The organism is Deltaproteobacteria bacterium (assembly GCA_016875395.1).
Lineage (GTDB): Bacteria > Myxococcota_A > UBA9160 > UBA9160 > UBA6930 > VGRF01.
Genome location: VGRF01000019.1, coordinates 69,368 through 85,954, shown reverse-complemented (window position 1 = coordinate 85,954; position 16,587 = coordinate 69,368). Strand labels below are relative to the sequence as shown.

The window sequence follows — 16,587 nt, the reverse complement described above, 5'->3', positions numbered from 1 at the left end:
GGCATCTACACACTCGCGATGCAGCATGAAACGGTGGGCGCCGGCATCGCGCTGCTCGCGGTCTACTCCGCGGGACTCGCCATCCCGTTTCTCGCTGCGGCGTGGAGCCTCGATTGGTTCTTCGCGACGTTCGCCGCCGTGAAGAAGCAGTTCCGCGCGCTCGAAATCGCGAGCGGCGCGCTGCTCGTGGGGGTGGGCGCGATGGTGTTCTTCGACGCGTTCACGTGGTTCAACGCGCGCCTCGCGTTCCTGAACGACTGGGTGGAGGCGCTCGAATCGTGGCTGCTGTGAAGCTCGCGCTCGCGCTCGTGTTGGTTGGCGCGACCCTCGCCGCGTGCGATCCGCCGTTCGACCCGCCGCCCGCCGCCGCGGCCACCACGAGCGAGCCCGCACCGGACTTCACGCTCGAGACGCTCGATGGCGGGCAGGTCTCGCTCGCGTCGCTGCGCGGCAAGCCCGTGCTCGTCGACTTCTGGGCCACGTGGTGTGGGCCGTGCGAGGAGACGATCCCGGTGCTGATCGAGTTTCAGCGCAAGTACGCGGGCCGCGTGCACGTGCTGGGCGTGAGCGTGGACTGGGACCGCGATGCCGTGGCGCCCTTCGCGCGCGAGAAGGGCATGAACTACCCCGTGCTCTACGGCGACGAGGGGCTCGCCATCGATTACGGCGTGCCCGGCTTCCCCACGCTCTACGTGGTCGACGCGCAGGGCCAGATCGCATCTGCGCACGTGGGCGTGATGACGCTGCCGGAGCTCGAAGAAACGGTGGCGCCGCTCCTCGCGCGCGACTGAGCCTCGAGCCGCGCTGGCGCCTCAAGAGCGCCCCGAGCCGCGCCGAAAAAACTGGCGTGAGCAAGTCAGCCCAGGATCAGCGCGAGGACACCGGCTTCGCCGTGCGCAGCACCTACGAGCGGCGCTTTGCGTCCGGTGACGTGATCTACGACGCCGGCCAGCCCGGCGACGTGCTGTTCGTGGTGCAGGCGGGCAACGTCGAGCTCAGGCGCGACAGCGCCGGCGAAGGCGGGCGCGTGATCGCGCGCTACGGCCCGGGCGACTTCTTCGGCGAGATCGCGGTGCTGCTCGGGCGCGAGCGCACCACGCGCGCCGTGGCGGTGGGCGACACGCGGCTGCTCCAGCTCGACCGCGCGACCTTCGAGGCGATGTGCGCCGATCGGCCCGAGATCGCGATGCGCGTGATCCAGCGGCTCGCCGAGCGCGCCATCGAGCTCGAGCAGCGCCTCAGCGCGCTCGGTGTGGACGACTTGTTACGCCCCGTCGTGCGCGTGCTGCTGCGCGCCGCGAATCCGGGTGAGAAGACGGCGCGCGTCCCGACCACGCTGCGCAAGCTCGCGAGCGACGCCGGGCTGCGGATGGTCGAGGCGCACCGCGCGCTGAATCAGCTGATCGACCAGAAGCTGCTGCGCCTGGTCGACGACGAGCTCGAAATCCGCGACTTCGACGCGCTCGCGGCGGCGCTCGATCCGGGCGAGTAGGGCGGCCGGCCGCGCGCCCCCGGGCGTCGCTGCCATCACGCGCTGCCGCTAGCGTCGCCTTCCTTCGGGCGCGGCGCGCCCAACTGCCGGGGGCGCAGCTCTGTCGTTCGCAAGCCGTCGCCTTCGCCCCGTGCTCGCCGCGCTCGCGCTGATCGCTGCGCTCGGCGCGGGCGCGCAGGCACAGGGCGCCGACGCGCCCGAGCGCAAGACCTTCCGCATCGGCAACCGCTCGTTCGATCTCAGCGCGGACGACATCACGTACGAGCGCGAAGGCGATGTCTACGTGGCGCGCGGCGGCGTGCAGATCGCGCAGGAAGGGCGCGTGCTGAGCGCGGACTGGATCGCGTTCAGCAGCACGACGCGGCGAGGCATGGCGGTCGGGAACGTGATCGCGCGCGAGTCCGACGATCTCGTGCACGCGCGCGCGACGCGCTTCCAGCTCGACGAACAGACCGGCATCGTGCTGCAGGGCAGCGTCGAGTCGCAGGAGCACGACTTCACGCTCGAAGGTGAGGTGATCGAGCGCCGCGGCGAGGACGCTTACCGCCTCGAGGACGCACGCTTCACGACCTGCGAGTGCCCGGAAGGCGAGCGCACGCCGTGGCTCGTGAATTCGGAAGCGCTCGACATCGAAGTCGGCGGCTACGCGACCGCGCGCAACTCGACGATCGACATCCTCGGCGTGCCGGTGCTGTGGCTGCCGTGGCTGAAGTACCCCGTGAAGACCGAGCGCGAGAGCGGGTTGTTATTCCCAGAAGTGCGCACGAGCTCGCGCACCGGTCTCGAGGTCGGCCTGCCGTACTTCTGGGCCGTGGGCGATCCGCTGAACGTGACGATCGCGCCGCGCTACTTGACCAAGCGCGGCTTCAAGCCCGAGCTCTCGCTCGAGTACGTCGTCGGCGAGCGGTCCTCGGGAGAGGCGTACGGCACGTTCCTGTTCAACGACGACGAGGTGAGCCGCAGCAAGCCCGCGACGCCGTTCGACGACGATCGCTGGGCGCTCGATTGGGTTCACGACCAACTGGATCTCCCCGGCGGCTGGCGCGCGAAGGCGGACGTCACGCTGCTGTCGGACAACCTCTTCCCGTTCGACTTCCGCGAGTACGCCGAGCGCCGCAACGACCGCCACATCGACTCGCTCGCCTTCGCCGAGAACCGCTTCGGCGCGCGCGACCAGCTCGGCGTCGCTGGCGAAGTGCGCGTCGCGGACGACCTGCAGAACCCCAACAACCTCGACCGCGACCGCACGTGGCTGCAGCGCCTGCCCGACGTGCGCGCGGGCGCGCTCCCGAGCGGCGTGTTCGGCCAGCGCGTGTTCTGGGCGTTCGACGCGCGTTACACGCACTTCACCGCGTTCGAGAGCGTGCGGGGGAGATTCCCCGGCGCGGCGCTCGGGCCGAACGGGCTGTTCCTCGACACCGGCCTCGACGGCGTTCCCACCGGCTTCGAGCGCAACCTCGCGACCGGCGCAGCGAGCCTGCTCGACGAAGCGCTCGACGACTTCGATGCGCTGTCGAACTCCAGCGGGCGCGAGGGCGACGGCGTCTTCCAAGAGGGCGAGCTGCTCGCCGACCGCGGGCACCGCCTCGTGCTGAACCCGCGGCTCTACTTCCCGGTGCGGCTCGGCGACATCGTCGAGTTCCTTCCCGAGGTCGCTTATTACGGAACGCTCTACGAGACGCACCGGCGCGGGAGCGAGGCGCGCAACCTCGTCACGGGCAACTTCGATCTGCGCGCGCGCCTGCGCCGCTCACTGCCGCTGCCGTTCACGGATCGCCGCACGACGCATCTGCTCGAGCCGAGCGTGGGGTTCGCGTGGGTGGAACAGATCGGCAACGCGCGCCAGCGCAACAATCCCCTCTTCATCCCGCGCTCCGACATCCTGCAGTCGCGGCTGCGGGCGCTCGAGCCGATCAGCTTGATTCGCGATCCGGCGGATCGCATCGAGCAGGTGGAGGCGCTGCACGTCGCGCTCGGGAATCGCTTCTACGTCGCGGGCGCGGAAGAGGGCGACCCGCCGCGCCTATTGGGCGACGTCACGCTCACCGCGTGGTGGGATTTCGCGGGCGACTCCGTGCGCAACGTCTTCCTCAGCGGCGCGGTCTTCCCTGCGAAGCGCTGGCGGTCGCGCTTCGACGTCGGCTTCGACATCGACGAGACGCAGATCGACGAGACGCTCTTCGAGCTCGGCTATTCGGACGAGCGCGGCAACGACGTCGCGTTCGCGTACCGCTTCGTGCGCGACCTCCCGAAGTTCTTCGAGGGCTTCCGCTACGCGAGCAACCGCTTCGACGAGTTCTCGCAGAACTTCGACCAGATCGATCAATTCGATCTCTATGGGCGCTGGACCCTGCTGCGCGGCTTCGCGCTCACGTACCGCATCCAGTACTCGCTCGAGGGCACGTTCTCGGTGCGCCAGCAGCTTGGCCTCGAGTACGTCTCGCGCTGCAAGTGCTGGGCGATTCGGGTCGAGGCGGAAGACGAGCGCTCGCGCGGCTTCGAGGTCGGCATCTCCTACAAGATCCTGGGCACCGGCGACGACCTGATCCGCCCCTTCGAGTCGATGCGCGTGCGCGACCGCGACGCGATCGTGCGCAAGTAGCGCGGCGGCAACCCAGGCAGCCCCGAGCGAAGCCGAGCGAAGTGGATGCGGTAGCGTTTGCAGCCCCGCGCGGGCTCTGATAGACGAGGCTTCTCGCGCACTTCCGCGCCCCGAGCCGAGGCTTCCCGTGATCCGCCCCCAGCCCGACGAGTTCGCCGAGCTCGCGCTGCGCGGAAACCTGATCCCGGTCGTGCGCGAGGTGCTCGCGGACCTCGACACGCCGCTCTCGCTGTTCCGCGCGCTCGACGACGGCGCGACCTCATTCTTGCTCGAGTCGGTCCAGGGCGGCGAAAAGTGGGCGCGCTACAGCCTGATCGGCGTCGGTAGCCGCGCGCGCTTTCACGCGCGGGGCTCGCAAGTGGAGTGGACCGAGCGCGGCGAGACGCGGCGCTTCGATGCGGGCGGAGATCCGCTCGCCGTGCTGCGCGCGCGTCTCGCGGAGTTCCGCCCGGTGACACTTCCCGGTGTCGAGCTGCCGCGCTTCACCGGCGGCGCGGTCGGCATGGTCGGCTACGACTGGGTGCGCTTCATCGAGAAAATTCCCGACGCGAACCCGGATCCGATCGGCCTGCCCGACGTGTGGTTCAGCTTCCCCGACAGCGTCGTCGTCTACGACAACCTGCGGCACACCGCGCTGATCGTGCATCACGTCGACCTGCGCGACGGGCGCGATGCGCCTGCGGCGTACGCCGACGCGAGCGCGAAGATCGACGCACTGGTCGCGCGCATCCGCGGCGCGCGCCCCGCCGACGAGCGGCGCCCGGCAGTGCGCGCGCCGATGGAGCTCGTGCGCTCGATGACGCCCGAGAGTTATCAGGACGCGGTGAAGCGCGCGAAGGAGTACGTGGTCGCTGGCGACATCTTCCAGGTCGTGCTCGGGCTGCGCTTCACGGTGCCGCTGCAAGTCGAGCCGCTCTCGCTCTATCGCCAGCTGCGCCGCATCAACCCGAGCCCGTACCTGTTCTTCCTGCGCATGGGCGAGAGCGTGCTGATCGGCTCGTCGCCCGAAATCCTCGTGCGCCTCGAGGGCGACCAGGTCGACGTGCGGCCCATCGCCGGCACGCGCCGCCGCGGGCGCGACGCCGCGGACGATCTCGCGATGGAGCAGGAGCTGCGCACCGATCCGAAGGAGATCGCGGAGCACGCGATGCTCGTCGATCTCGGTCGCAACGACGTGGGCCGCGTGGCCGAGGTGGGGAGCGTGCAGGTCACCGAGTACGCCTCGATCGAGCGCTACTCGCACGTGATGCACATCGTCTCGAACGTGCAGGGCAAGCTGCGCCGCGGGCTCGACTGGCTCGACTTGTTACGGGCGACGTTCCCCGCCGGCACGCTCTCGGGCGCGCCGAAAGTCCGCGCGATGGAGATCATCGACGAGCTCGAGGCGCTGCGGCGCGGGCCGTTCGGCGGCTGCTGCGGCTACATCGACTACTCCGGGAACATGGACCTCGCGATCACGATCCGAACCATGCTCGCACACGGGGGCAAGGTCTCCGTGCAGGCCGGCGCCGGCATCGTCGCCGACTCCGATCCGCGCCTCGAATACAAAGAGTGCGAGAACAAGGCGCGCGCGCTGATTCAGGCGATCGACATGGCGCGCGAAGGGGCGGACTGACGATGCCGCGCCTCCTCCTGATCGATAACTACGACTCCTTCACGTACAACCTCTTCCAGTACCTCGGCGAGCTCGGCGCGAGCGTCGAGGTGGTGCGCAACGACGCGGAGCCGCTCGCGGCGCTGCTGGCGCGCGCTGTCGACGGGCTCGTGATCTCGCCCGGGCCCGGACGCCCCGACGCCGCCGGCGTCTCGATGCAGGCCGTGCGCGCGTTCGCCGAGCGCGGCACGCCAGTGCTCGGCGTGTGTCTCGGGCATCAGGCGATCGGCGAGGTGTTCGGCGGGCGCATCGTCTCGGCGAAGCGCCTCATGCACGGCAAGACCTCGCAGATTCACCACGAGCAGCGCGGTGTGTTCGCCGGCCTCGCGACGCCGCTCGAAGCGACCCGCTACCACAGTCTCGTGATCGAGCCCGCGACGTGCCCCGCGGTGCTCGAAGTCACGGCGCGCACCGAGGACGGCGAGATCATGGGCGTGCGGCATCGCTCGCTGCCGGTCGAGGGCGTGCAGTTCCATCCCGAATCGATCCTCACGCGCGACGGCAAGCGCCTGCTCGCGAACTTCCTCGCGCGCTGCGCGCCGCGAGCGGCGGCATGAGCCTCGCGCAGGCGATCGCGCTCGCGGCGGAGCGCACCGAAGTGCCCGCCGCGGCGCTCGAGGCGGCCTTCGACACGATCGCGCGCGGCGAGGCGACGCCCGTGCAGATCGCGGCGCTGCTCGTCGCGCTGCGCACCAAGGGCGAGACCGCGCGCGAGCTGGCGGCGGTGGCGCGCGCGCTGCGCAAGCACGCGGATACCGCCGTGCTCGGCGACGCGCGCACGGTCGATACCTGCGGCACCGGCGGCGACGGCGCCAGCACGTTCAACATCTCCACCGTCGCGGCGTTCGTCGTCGCGGGCGCAGGCGTCCCGGTCGCGAAACACGGCAACCGCGCGGCCACGAGCAAGTGCGGCAGCTTCGACGTGCTCGAAGCGCTCGGCGTGAACGGCGACATCCCGGTGGCGGCGGCATCGCGCATTCTCGGCGAGGTCGGCATCGCGCCGTTCTTCGCGCGCCGCGCGCATCCCGCGATGCGCTTCGTCGCCCCGGTGCGCGCCGAGCTTCCGCATCGCACGCTGATGAACGCCATGGGACCGCTGCTCTCGCCGGTGGGCGCGAAGCGGCAGCTGATCGGCGTGTACGCGCGCGGGCTGGTGGAGACGCTCGCCCAGGTGTTGGGGGAGCTCGGCAGCGAGCGCGCGCTCGTCGTGCACGGCGAGGACGGGCTCGACGAGATCACGACGACGGGGCGCACGTTCGCGGCGCTGCTCGACGCGGGCCGTGTGCAGGCGACGACGCTCGAGCCCGAGGCGCTCGGCGTGGCGCGTGCGAAGCCCGAGGCGCTGCGCGGAGGCGACGCGCAGGAGAACGCGCGCATCGCGCGTGGCGTGCTCGCGGGCGAGCCGGGCGCGGCGCTCGACATCGTGCTGGTGAACGCGGGCGCGGCGCTGTTCGTGGCCGGCGCCGCGCGTGACGTCGCGGCGGGCGTTGCGCTCGCGCGCGAGAGCGTCGCCTCGGGCGCCGCGAAGGCGAAGCTGGCGGCGCTCGCGGCGGCGACGCAGGCGGTGCGGGCGTGAGCACGATCCTGGCCCGCATCCTCGCGACGAAGCGCGAAGAGGTCGCGGCGGCGAAGTCGCGCGAGAGCGCGGACGCGCTCGCCGCGCGCGCCCGCGCGTGCACGCGCCGCGTCGCGAGCTTGCGCGGTTCGCTCGAGCGCGGCGAGGGCGTTCGCGTGATCGCCGAGATCAAGCGGAAGTCGCCGAGCAAGGGCGAGATCCGCCGCGACTGCGATCCAGTCGCGATCGCGCGCGCGTACACCGCGGCGGGCGCCGCTGCGATCTCCGTGCTCACGGACGAGCAGTACTTCGGCGGCTCGCTGTCCGTGCTCGAAGCCGTGCGCGCGGTGACGCCCGTGCCGCTGTTGCGGAAAGACTTCGTCGTCGACGCGTACCAGATCGACGAGGCGCGCGTGGCCGGCGCCGACGCGGTGCTGCTGATCGTCGCGGCGCTCTCGCCCGCCGAGATCGCCGCGTTCGCGAAGCACGCGGCGTCGCTCGGCCTCGAGGTGCTCGTCGAGGTGCACGACGAGGCGGAGCTGGAGGTCGCGCTCGCGAGCGGCGCTGCGCTGATCGGCATCAACAACCGCGACCTGCGCTCGTTCCACACCGACCTCGGCGTGACCCAGCGGCTCGCGCCGCGCGCCGCGGGCCGTGCCTGCGTCGTCGCGGAGAGCGGTATTTTCGGCCCCGCGGACGTGGAGCGGCTCGCGCGTTCGGGCGCGCATGGCTACCTCGTCGGCGAATCATTGATGCGCGAGCCGGACGTCGGGCTCGCGCTTCGCAAACTCCGAGGCATCGCGTGACGGTTCGCATCAAGGTGTGCGGGATCACCCACCCCGACGACGCAGCGATGTGCGTCGACGCGGGCGTCGACCTGATCGGCCTCAACTTCGTGCCCGCGTCGCCGCGCCATCTCTCGATCGACCAAGGCGAGAAGATCGCAGCGCGCGTCGCGGGCCAGATCGAGCGCGTGGCGGTGTTCGCGAATGCGCCGCTCGTCGAGATCCAGAAGGTGATGCGGCGGGTCGACCTCGAGCGCATCCAGTTCCACGGCGACGAGACGGAAGAGGACATCGAGCTCGTCGATCTGCCCGTGATCAAGGCCGTGCGCGGCGCCGACATGGAGGCGATCGAGCAGTTCCCGAGCGCGATCTTGTTACTGGATCACCCGACCGAAGGCGGCGGCAAGGGCAAGGCGTGGGACTGGAGCGAGGCGGAGCCGCTGATCTCGGCGGGCACCGACGTGATCCTGGCCGGCGGCCTCAACCCCGAGAACGTGGCCGAGGCGATCGCCGCGGTGGGCGACGTGCTGCCGTGGGGCGTCGACGTCGCGACGGGCGTCGACGGCGCGAGCTTCCGCAAGGACGCGGCGAAGATCGCGGCCTTCGTGAAGGCCGTACGCGAGGCGTCGAAATGAGCGAGTCGCTCGCGCCCGGGCCGAGCCGCGGGCGCTTCGGCAGCTTCGGGGGCCGCTACGTCGCCGAGTCGTTGATCGCCGCGCTCGACGAGCTCGAAGCCGCGATCCCGCGCATCACCGGCTCGCCCGAGTTTCGGCGCGAGCTCGGCGACTTGTTACGGCACTACGCCGGCCGTCCGACGCCGCTCTATCACGCGAAGCGGCTCTCGGCGGAGACCGGCCTCACCGTCTACCTGAAGCGCGAGGACCTCGCGCACACCGGCGCGCACAAGATCAACAACGTGCTCGGGCAGGCGCTGCTCGCGAAGCACATGGGCAAGCCGCGCGTGATCGCGGAGACCGGCGCGGGCCAGCACGGCGTGGCGACGGCGACGGCGTGCGCGCTGCTCGGCCTCCAGTGCGAAGTGTTCATGGGCGAGGAGGACGTGCAGCGCCAGGCGCTGAACGTGTTCCGCATGGAGCTGCTCGGCGCGAAGGTGCACGCCGTGACGTGCGGCTCGCGCACGCTGAAGGACGCGATCAACGAGGCGCTGCGCGACTGGGTCACGAACGTGCGCTCGACTTATTACTGCATCGGCTCGGTGATGGGGCCGCACCCGTACCCGACGCTGGTGCGCGACCTCCAGCGCGTGATCGGCGTCGAGGCGCGCGAGCAGATCGTCGCGCAGGCGGGGCGTCTGCCGGACGCGCTCGTCGCATGCGTGGGCGGCGGCTCGAACGCGATGGGCCTCTTCCACCCGTTCAAGGACGACGCGAGCGTGAAGATGTTCGGCGTCGAGCCCGCGGGCGAGGGCATCGCGACGGGACGCCACGGCGTGACGATCGGCGCGGGTGTGCCGGGCATTCTTCATGGCCAGCGCACGCTCGTCCTCGCGGACGACGACGGACAGATCTTCCCGGCGCACTCGATCTCGGCGGGCCTCGACTACCCCGGTGTCGGCCCCGAGCACGCGCACTTCCACGAGATCGGCCGCGCGACGTACGTCTCGGTGACGGACGAGGAAGCGCTCGCTGCCTTCCAACACCTCGCGCGCATCGAGGGCCTGCTGCCCGCGCTCGAGCCCGCCCATGCGATCGCGTATCTGCCGAAGCTCGCGGCGCAGATGCCGGGCGCGCTCGTGGTGTTGAACCTCTCGGGCCGCGGCGACAAGGACGCGCCCCAGGTGCGCGAGATCCTCGCGAAGCGAAAACCTCGATGACCCGTATCGCGGAACGTTTCGCTGCGCTGCGCGCGGCGCGCGAAGGCGGCTTCGCTCCGTTCATCACCGCCGGCGACCCCGATCTCGAAACGACGTCGGAGATGATCCTCGCGCTCGCGGAAAATGGCGCCGACATGATCGAGATCGGCATCCCGTTCTCCGATCCGAGCGCCGACGGTCCCACGATTCAGCGCGCGAGCGAGCGCGCGCTCGCGCGCGGCACGACGCTGCGCAAGGTGCTGCCGCTCGTCGCGAAGCTGCGCCCGCAGGTGAAGATTCCGCTGCTGCTGATGGGCTACGCGAATCCGTTCTACGCACTCGGCGCCGAAGGCTGCGCAGCGGCATGCGCGGACGCCGGCATCGACGGAATCCTCTGTCCCGACTTGCCGCCGGAAGAGGGCGCCGACCTCTACGGCGCGTTCGCAAAGCACGGCGTCGATGCTGCGCTGCTCGGCTCGCCCACCACCACGCCCGCGCGCATGCGCATGCTCGTCCACAACACGCGCGGCTTTCTCTACTACGTCTCGCTGACGGGCGTGACCGCGGCGCGCAGCGAGCTGGCGAGCGGAATCGAGCAGGGCGTTCGCGCAGTCCACGCGCTCAGCGATGTCCCGGTGATCGTGGGCTTCGGCATCTCGCGCCCCGAGCACGCCGCCGAGGTCTGCCGCTACGCCGACGGCGTCGCGGTGGGCAGCGCGATCGTCGCGTTGATCGAGCGCGCGGGCAGCAAGGCCGCGGCGGTCGACGCCGTCGCGAAGTTCGCGCGCGAGATCAAGGGCGCGCTGAAGCCGCGCTGACCAGCTTCGCGTACAGCTCGCGCACCTGACGCTCGGTGGCGTCGAGCCCGCCGGAGTTGTCGATCACGTGAGTCGCGAGGGCGCGCTTCGCCTCGATCGGCAGCTGCGCCGCGAGGCGCTGGAGCGCGAGCTCGCGGGTCACGCCGTCCCTCGCGATCTGGCGCGCGATCTGCGTCTCCGCGGGCGCGTACACGAGGATCGAGTCCTCGCCGCGGTCGTGAGGGGCGAGCGCGGGATTCGCGGCGACCCGGCGCGCGCGGCCCTCGAAGAGCAGGGGGTTGTCCATCACGACGAGCGCGGTCCCGGCGGCGCGGGCGGCCTCGACGCGCGCCAGCATTTCGCGGCCGACTGCGGGGTGGGTGATCTCCCCGAGACGCCTTCGGGCCTCGGGGTCGCGGAACACGAGCTCCCGCAGCCGCGCGCGGTCGAGGGCCCCGTCCGGGCCGACGAACTCCGGCCCGAAAGCGCGGGCGATCTCCGCGACCATGGGCATCCCCGGCGCCTGCAGCTCGTGCACGATCGCGTCCGCGTCCACGACCGCGGCGCCGAGGGCCGTCAGCATGCGCGAGACCGTGCTCTTCCCCGTCCCGATCCCGCCCGTGAGCCCGACGATGCGCGTCATCGCGCCAGCGTGCCGAATCGCGCGGGCCGGGTCACTTCCGGGTCGCATCGCCAGCGTCTGCGGCCAGCGGTGCTGGTCTCCTAAAACGCCAGTCTCTGACGCCGATCTTCGTCCCGCGGGGCTCGGCGCGGTAACCCCGCGGAAGCGCGCAGGATTCCGGCGTTTCGGCTTTGACTCGCCGGAGCGCCGCCGATAAGCTGCGCCAGCTTTTTCGCGGGGTTACGCGACTTCTCGCTCGTTCGCGCAGTCGCGTCTCGTCCTGTGATTCGGTCTGGCACTCGGTTTTGGCGCGCGTGTGATCGGTCGATGCCGAAGGCACGCGCGAAAGGGGAGCATGGGCGATCCGAAGGCGAAGACGACGGCGTCGGGTGAGGGCGAGCGTGAGCTCGCGCGCCTGCGCGCCGCGATCGACGCGGTGGATCGCGACCTTCTCGCCGAGCTCAACAAGCGCGCGGAGCTCGTGAAGCAGGTCGGCGAGCTCAAGCGCTCCGAGCGCAGCTCGATCTACCGCGCGGCGCGCGAGCGCGATCTCGTCGACGCGCTCGTGCGCGGCAATCGCGGCGCGTTCCCCGCCTCGGGCATTCGCGCCGTGTTCCGCGAGATCGTCTCGGCCACGCGCTCGCTCGAGGCGCGCCTGCGCATCGCGTACCTCGGACCCGAGGGCACGTTCTCGCACGCGGCCGCCCGCGCGACGTTCGGCGAGCAGGCGGACTACATCGGCGTCGCGACGATCTCGGACGTGCTCACCGCGGTGGAACGCAAGGAGGCGGACCACGGCATCGTGCCCGTCGAGAACTCCACCGATGGCGTCGTCACGCAGACGCTCGATGCGCTCGTCGACTCGCGCCTCGCGCTGTGCGGCGAGACGGTGCTGCGCATCTCGCACTGCCTGCTCTCGCAGAGCGGCGCGCTCGAAGACGTGAAGCGCGTCGCCTCGCATCCGCAGCCGCTCGCGCAGTGCCGGCACTGGCTCGATCGCCACTTGCCGGGCGTGGAGCGCTACGAGGTCGCTAGCACCGCCGCCGCCGCCGCGCTCGCGCAGAAGGAGCCTGGCACCGCGGCGATCGCGAGCGCGCTCGCGGGCGAGCTCGCGGGGCTACAGACGGTCGCGTCGAGCATCGAGGATCGCCGCGACAACACGACGCGCTTCGTGGTGCTCGGCGGCGACGCGCCGGCGCCGAGCGGCAACGACCTCACGTGCCTCGCGTACACCGTGCGCAAGAGCGAGAGCGGCGCGCTGCATCGCCTGCTCGCGCCCTTCGCCGCGCACGGCGTGAATCTCACCAGCATCCAGGCGCGCCCGCTGAAGGGCACGCCCTGGGAGTACGTGTTCTTCATCGACCTCGAGGGCCACCACAGCGAGGAGCGCGTGCAGGCCGCCTGCGCCGACGCCGCGAAGCTCGCGACCTCGTGGCGCGTGCTCGGCTCCTTCCCGCGCGCGACGAACCTGCGTCCGGGAGAAACCGCGTGACGCACGTCAAGCCGTGGATCCCGGGCATCGAGCCCTACAAGCCGGGCAAGCCGATCGAGGAGCTCGAGCGCGAGCTCGGCATCAAGTCCGCGACCAAGCTCGCCTCGAACGAGAACCCGCTCGGGCCTTCGCCGAAGGCGCTTGCGGCGATCGCCGCCGCCGCCGCACGGGTGAACCGCTACCCCGACGGCGCGAGCTTCAAGCTGCGCACCAAGCTCGCGAAGCGTCTGGGCGTCGCCGGCAACCAGCTCGTGTTCGGCTGCGGCGGCGACGAGATCTTCGAGCTGATGGCGAAGTCTTTCATCGGCCCAGGCGACGAAGTCGTCTACGCGTGGCCGTCGTTCGCGATGTACCCGATCGTGACCAAGGGCATGGGCGGAACGCCGGTGCCCGTGCCGCTCACGCCCGCGCTCGTGCACGACCTGCCTGCGATGCGCGCCGCGATCACGCCCCGCACGCGCGTCGTGATGGTCTGCAATCCCAACAACCCCACCGGCACGAGCGTGGGCCGCACGGAGCTCGACGCCTTCGTGGCGTCGCTGCCCGCGGACGTGCTGCTGCTGATCGACGAGGCGTACTACGAGTTCGTGCGGCGCGCGGACTTCCCGGACTCGCTCGCGTGGGTCGCGAAGCGCCCGGGCACGCTGATCATGCGCACGTTCTCGAAGATCTACGGCCTCGCGGGCCTGCGCGTCGGCTACGGCATCGGTGACGTCGAGACGATCGACTACCTCGAGCGCGCGCGGCATCCGTTCAACCTGAACCTGCTCGCCGAGGAGGCCGCGGTCGCTGCGCTCGACGACGCGGAGCACGTCGCGCGCACGCAGCGGGTGAACGCCGACGGCATCGCGTATTTCGAGCGCGAGCTGCGTGCGCTCGGCGTTCCCACGTGGCCGACCGACGCGAACTACCTGCTCGCCGATGCGGGCGTCGGTGCATACGACGCGCTGCTGAAGCAAGGCGTGATCGTGCGGCCGCTCGCGGGCTTCGGGATGCCGGGGCACATCCGCATCAGCATCGGCACTGCGGAAGAGAACGAGCGCTGCGTGAAGGCGCTGCAGCAGTGGCGAGCGCAGCGATGAGCACGCGAAGCGCGCGGCCTGCCGCAGGCGAGCGAAGTGAGCGCGGCAGCGCGAATCACTTCGAGCGCGTCGCCGTCGTCGGCACGGGCTTGCTCGGCGGTTCCGTCGCGCTCGCGGTGCGCGAGCGGCGCCTCGCGCGCGAAGTGGTCGCGGTCGTGCGCCGCGCGGAGGCGCAGCGCGAGGTCCTCGCGCGCGGCATCGCGGATCGCGCGGAGCTGGACCTCGCGGCAGGCGTGCGCGGCGCGGACCTCGTGGTGCTCGCGAGCCCGGTACACGCGATGCCGGCCCTGCTCGCGGGGCTGGCGCCGCATCTCGCGCCGGGCGCAATCGTGACGGACGTGGGCAGCGTGAAGGCGACTCTCGCCGAGTCGCTGCCGCCGCTGCTCCCGAGCGGCACTTGTTACGTCGGCTCGCACCCGATGGCCGGCAGCCACCACACGGGCTACGCGCATGCGCGCGCGGACTTGTTCGAGAGCGCGGCCTGCATCGTCACGCCTGCGAAGCCGGCGAACGCCGCCGCCGAGGAGCGCGTGATCTGGCTCTGGCGCGCGCTCGGCTGCCGCGTGCTGCGCCGCTCGGCGCAGCGCCACGACGAGGAGGTGGCCTGGGTGAGCCACGCGCCGCACGCGATCGCCTTCGCGTTCGCCGCCTCGCTCGAAGGCGCGCCGGTCGCCGCGCGCGAGCTCGCGGGCACGGGCTTTCGCGACTTCACGCGCATCGCGGCGAGCGATCCCGCGATGTGGGCCGACATCCTCGTGAACAACAAGCAGGCGCTCGCAGCGCCGCTGCTCTTCGCCGCTGAGCGCGCCGCCGCGCTCGCCCGTGCGATCGAGAGCGGCGACGCCGCGAGCGTCACCTCACTTCTCACCGCCGCGCGCGATCAGCTCGCGCAGGGCGGGGCGAACGCCCACTCCGGAGGCGCACATCCACGTCCGGAAACGAACAAGGCCGCCAAGTCGGCGGCCACCAAGGAGTGATCTCAGTCTCATGTCTCAACAACCCACCACCGGCATGTCGTTCGCGGAGCTGTTCGCGAAGGACGCGCCCAAGCTCAAGGAAGGCGAGGTCGTCAAGGGACGCGTGCTCGCCGCAGATCAAGACCACGTGCAGATCGACGTGGGCTTCAAGTCCGAAGGCCTGATCGACGCCTGGGAATTCATGGACGAGTCGGGCCGCTTGCTCGTCAAGCCCGGTGACCCGGTCGACGTGTTCATCGAAGAGGTCGAGGACGAGGACGGCTACATCGTCCTCAGCAAGGAGAAGGCCGACCGTCTCAAGATCTGGGACGAGATCAGCAAGGCCTTCGAGGCCGACGAGTCGGTCGAAGGCAAAGTCATCTCGCGCGTGAAGGGCGGCCTCAGCGTCGACATCGGCGTGAAGGCGTTCCTGCCCGGCTCGCAGGTCGACTTGCGCCCCGTGCGCAATCTCGAGGCGCTGCTCGGCGAGCGCCTCCAGTTCAAGATCATCAAGTTCAACAAGCGGCGCGGGAACATCGTGCTCTCGCGGCGCGCGCTCCTCGAGAAGGAGCGCGAGCGCATGCGCGCGACGACGCTGCAGACGCTGCAAGAAGGCCAGATCGTCGACGGCGTGATCAAGAACATCACCGACTACGGTGCGTTCATCGATCTCGGCGGCCTCGACGGCCTGCTGCACGTGACCGACATGTCGTGGGGCCGCGTGAATCACCCGAGCGAGCTGTTCCGCGTGGGCGACGAGCTCAAGGTGAAGGTGCTGCGCTTCGACATCGAGAGCGAGCGCGTCTCGCTGGGCCTGAAGCAAATCCAGCCCGATCCGTGGCGCGACGCGGCGATGAAGTATCCGCTCGGCCGCCGCATCCAGGGCCGCGTGGTGTCGCTCACCGACTACGGCGCGTTCCTCGAGCTCGAGCCGGGCATCGAGGGCCTCGTCCACATCTCCGAGATGTCGTGGACGAAGCGCATCAAGCACCCGTCGAAGATGGTGAACCTGAACGACACGGTGGAAGCCGTGGTGCTCGACGTCGACGAGGGCAACCGCAAGATCTCGCTCGGCATGAAGCAGATCGAGCCGAACCCGTGGTCGCTGATCGAGGAGAAGTACCCGGTCGGCACGCGCGTGCGCGGTCCGGTCCGCAACATCACCAACTTCGGGCTCTTCGTCGGGCTCGAGGAAGGCATCGACGGCCTGGTCCACGTCTCGGACATCTCGTGGACCGAGCAGATCAAGCATCCCAAGGACAAGTACAACGAGGGCGACGAGGTCGAAGCGATCGTTCTGAAGATCGATCGCGAGAACGAGAAGTTCTCGCTCGGCGTCAAGCAGCTCACGCCGAATCCCTGGGACGACATCATCAAGCGCTACCCGGTGGGCTCGGAGATCACCGGCGCGGTCACGAGCGTGGTCGAGTTCGGCGCGTTCGTGAAGCTCGACGCCGGCGTCGAGGGGCTGATCTACAGCAACGATCTCTCGGTCGAGCCCGTCTCGAAGCCGAGCGACGTGGTGAGCGTGGGCCAAGAGGTCCGCGCGGTCGTCACGCGAGTCGACCCGGTCGACCAGAAGATCTCGCTGTCGATTCGCGCGCTCACCGACCGTGAGCTGCGAGAGGAGCTGAAGCGCCACGTGCAGCGACAGTCGACCTCGCAGACCACGACCTTCGGCGACCTGCTGAAGGAGAAGCTCGCCAAGAAGGAATCAGGCGAGTAATTAGGGACCTA

Annotated in this window: 16 protein-coding genes; 15 read left to right on the top strand and 1 reads right to left on the bottom strand. The window is 70.5% G+C overall.

The features are described 5' to 3' along the window. The 11 genes from FJ091_14860 to FJ091_14810 all read left to right on the top strand — a co-directional run. The coding region (locus tag FJ091_14860; GenBank protein MBM4384631.1) for a cytochrome c biogenesis protein CcdA at positions 1–291 on the top strand (291 nt) is incomplete at its 5' end. Next, the gene (locus FJ091_14855) at positions 279–791 is read left to right on the top strand and encodes a TlpA family protein disulfide reductase (GenBank protein ID MBM4384630.1); all 513 of its coding nucleotides are present in this window, start codon (positions 279–281) and stop codon (positions 789–791) included. The genes FJ091_14860 and FJ091_14855, both read left to right, overlap by 13 nt. A gap of 56 nt (positions 792–847) precedes the next feature. Continuing rightward, positions 848–1,492 (top strand): Crp/Fnr family transcriptional regulator, encoded by a 645-nt coding sequence (locus FJ091_14850; protein ID MBM4384629.1) that lies wholly within the window; start codon positions 848–850, stop codon positions 1,490–1,492. Between the two features lie 130 nt (positions 1,493–1,622). Further along, the gene (locus FJ091_14845; GenBank protein ID MBM4384628.1) at positions 1,623–4,094 is read left to right on the top strand and encodes an LPS-assembly protein LptD; all 2,472 of its coding nucleotides are present in this window, start codon (positions 1,623–1,625) and stop codon (positions 4,092–4,094) included. Between the two features lie 127 nt (positions 4,095–4,221). Further along, positions 4,222–5,709 carry an anthranilate synthase component I gene (trpE, locus tag FJ091_14840; protein MBM4384627.1) on the top strand — a complete coding sequence of 496 codons (1,488 nt, stop codon included), beginning with the start codon at positions 4,222–4,224 and terminating at the stop codon, positions 5,707–5,709. Between the two features lie 2 nt (positions 5,710–5,711). Further along, positions 5,712–6,305, top strand: coding sequence for an aminodeoxychorismate/anthranilate synthase component II (locus tag FJ091_14835; protein ID MBM4384626.1), 594 nt, complete (start codon positions 5,712–5,714; stop codon positions 6,303–6,305). After that, on the top strand, positions 6,302–7,324 hold the full coding sequence (gene trpD / locus FJ091_14830; GenBank protein ID MBM4384625.1) for an anthranilate phosphoribosyltransferase: 1,023 nt from the start codon (positions 6,302–6,304) through the stop codon (positions 7,322–7,324). Before FJ091_14835 ends, trpD begins: the two co-directional genes overlap by 4 nt. After that, positions 7,321–8,109 carry an indole-3-glycerol phosphate synthase TrpC gene (gene trpC / locus FJ091_14825; GenBank protein MBM4384624.1) on the top strand — a complete coding sequence of 263 codons (789 nt, stop codon included), beginning with the start codon at positions 7,321–7,323 and terminating at the stop codon, positions 8,107–8,109. The genes trpD and trpC overlap by 4 nt, the downstream gene beginning before the upstream one ends. Then, the gene (locus FJ091_14820; GenBank protein ID MBM4384623.1) at positions 8,106–8,723 is read left to right on the top strand and encodes a phosphoribosylanthranilate isomerase; all 618 of its coding nucleotides are present in this window, start codon (positions 8,106–8,108) and stop codon (positions 8,721–8,723) included. Before trpC ends, FJ091_14820 begins: the two co-directional genes overlap by 4 nt. After that, positions 8,720–9,922 (top strand): tryptophan synthase subunit beta, encoded by a 1,203-nt coding sequence (gene trpB / locus FJ091_14815; GenBank protein MBM4384622.1) that lies wholly within the window; start codon positions 8,720–8,722, stop codon positions 9,920–9,922. Before FJ091_14820 ends, trpB begins: the two co-directional genes overlap by 4 nt. Beyond that, positions 9,919–10,719, top strand: a complete 801-nt coding sequence (locus FJ091_14810) for a tryptophan synthase subunit alpha (protein MBM4384621.1) — start codon at positions 9,919–9,921, stop codon at positions 10,717–10,719. Before trpB ends, FJ091_14810 begins: the two co-directional genes overlap by 4 nt. Here the strand turns inward: FJ091_14810 and FJ091_14805 are convergent. Then, a complete protein-coding gene (locus tag FJ091_14805; protein ID MBM4384620.1) occupies positions 10,694–11,341 on the bottom strand; it encodes a dephospho-CoA kinase in 648 nt (215 codons plus the stop codon). The genes FJ091_14810 and FJ091_14805 overlap by 26 nt on opposite strands. Positions 11,342–11,675: 334 nt before the next feature. On the opposite strand from FJ091_14805, the gene pheA reads away from it, so the two are divergent. Genes pheA through FJ091_14785 form a run of 4 tightly spaced genes read left to right on the top strand, consistent with a single transcriptional unit; the run spans position 11,676 to position 16,576 of the window. Next, the gene (pheA, locus tag FJ091_14800; GenBank protein MBM4384619.1) at positions 11,676–12,812 is read left to right on the top strand and encodes a prephenate dehydratase; all 1,137 of its coding nucleotides are present in this window, start codon (positions 11,676–11,678) and stop codon (positions 12,810–12,812) included. Continuing rightward, the gene (locus tag FJ091_14795; GenBank protein MBM4384618.1) at positions 12,809–13,894 is read left to right on the top strand and encodes a histidinol-phosphate transaminase; all 1,086 of its coding nucleotides are present in this window, start codon (positions 12,809–12,811) and stop codon (positions 13,892–13,894) included. The genes pheA and FJ091_14795 overlap by 4 nt, the downstream gene beginning before the upstream one ends. Further along, positions 13,891–14,871: a prephenate dehydrogenase/arogenate dehydrogenase family protein gene (locus tag FJ091_14790; GenBank protein MBM4384617.1), complete on the top strand. Its 981-nt coding sequence runs from the start codon at positions 13,891–13,893 to the stop codon at positions 14,869–14,871. Before FJ091_14795 ends, FJ091_14790 begins: the two co-directional genes overlap by 4 nt. A 10-nt stretch (positions 14,872–14,881) precedes the next feature. Then, the gene (locus FJ091_14785; protein ID MBM4384616.1) at positions 14,882–16,576 is read left to right on the top strand and encodes a 30S ribosomal protein S1; all 1,695 of its coding nucleotides are present in this window, start codon (positions 14,882–14,884) and stop codon (positions 16,574–16,576) included. Positions 16,577–16,587 lie beyond the last annotated feature (11 nt).

Excerpts from the sequence above, each read along its gene's own strand:
- FJ091_14835 (MBM4384626.1), top strand. The coding sequence starts at position 5,712 with ATGCCGCGCCTCCTCCTGATCGATAACTACGACTCCTTCACGTACAAC.
- trpD (MBM4384625.1), top strand. The coding sequence starts at position 6,302 with ATGAGCCTCGCGCAGGCGATCGCGCTCGCGGCGGAGCGCACCGAAGTG.
- trpB (MBM4384622.1), top strand. The coding sequence starts at position 8,720 with ATGAGCGAGTCGCTCGCGCCCGGGCCGAGCCGCGGGCGCTTCGGCAGC.
- FJ091_14810 (MBM4384621.1), top strand. The coding sequence starts at position 9,919 with ATGACCCGTATCGCGGAACGTTTCGCTGCGCTGCGCGCGGCGCGCGAA.
- FJ091_14805 (MBM4384620.1), bottom strand. The coding sequence starts at position 11,341 with ATGACGCGCATCGTCGGGCTCACGGGCGGGATCGGGACGGGGAAGAGC.
- pheA (MBM4384619.1), top strand. The coding sequence starts at position 11,676 with ATGGGCGATCCGAAGGCGAAGACGACGGCGTCGGGTGAGGGCGAGCGT.
- FJ091_14790 (MBM4384617.1), top strand. The coding sequence starts at position 13,891 with ATGAGCACGCGAAGCGCGCGGCCTGCCGCAGGCGAGCGAAGTGAGCGC.
- FJ091_14785 (MBM4384616.1), top strand. The coding sequence starts at position 14,882 with ATGTCTCAACAACCCACCACCGGCATGTCGTTCGCGGAGCTGTTCGCG.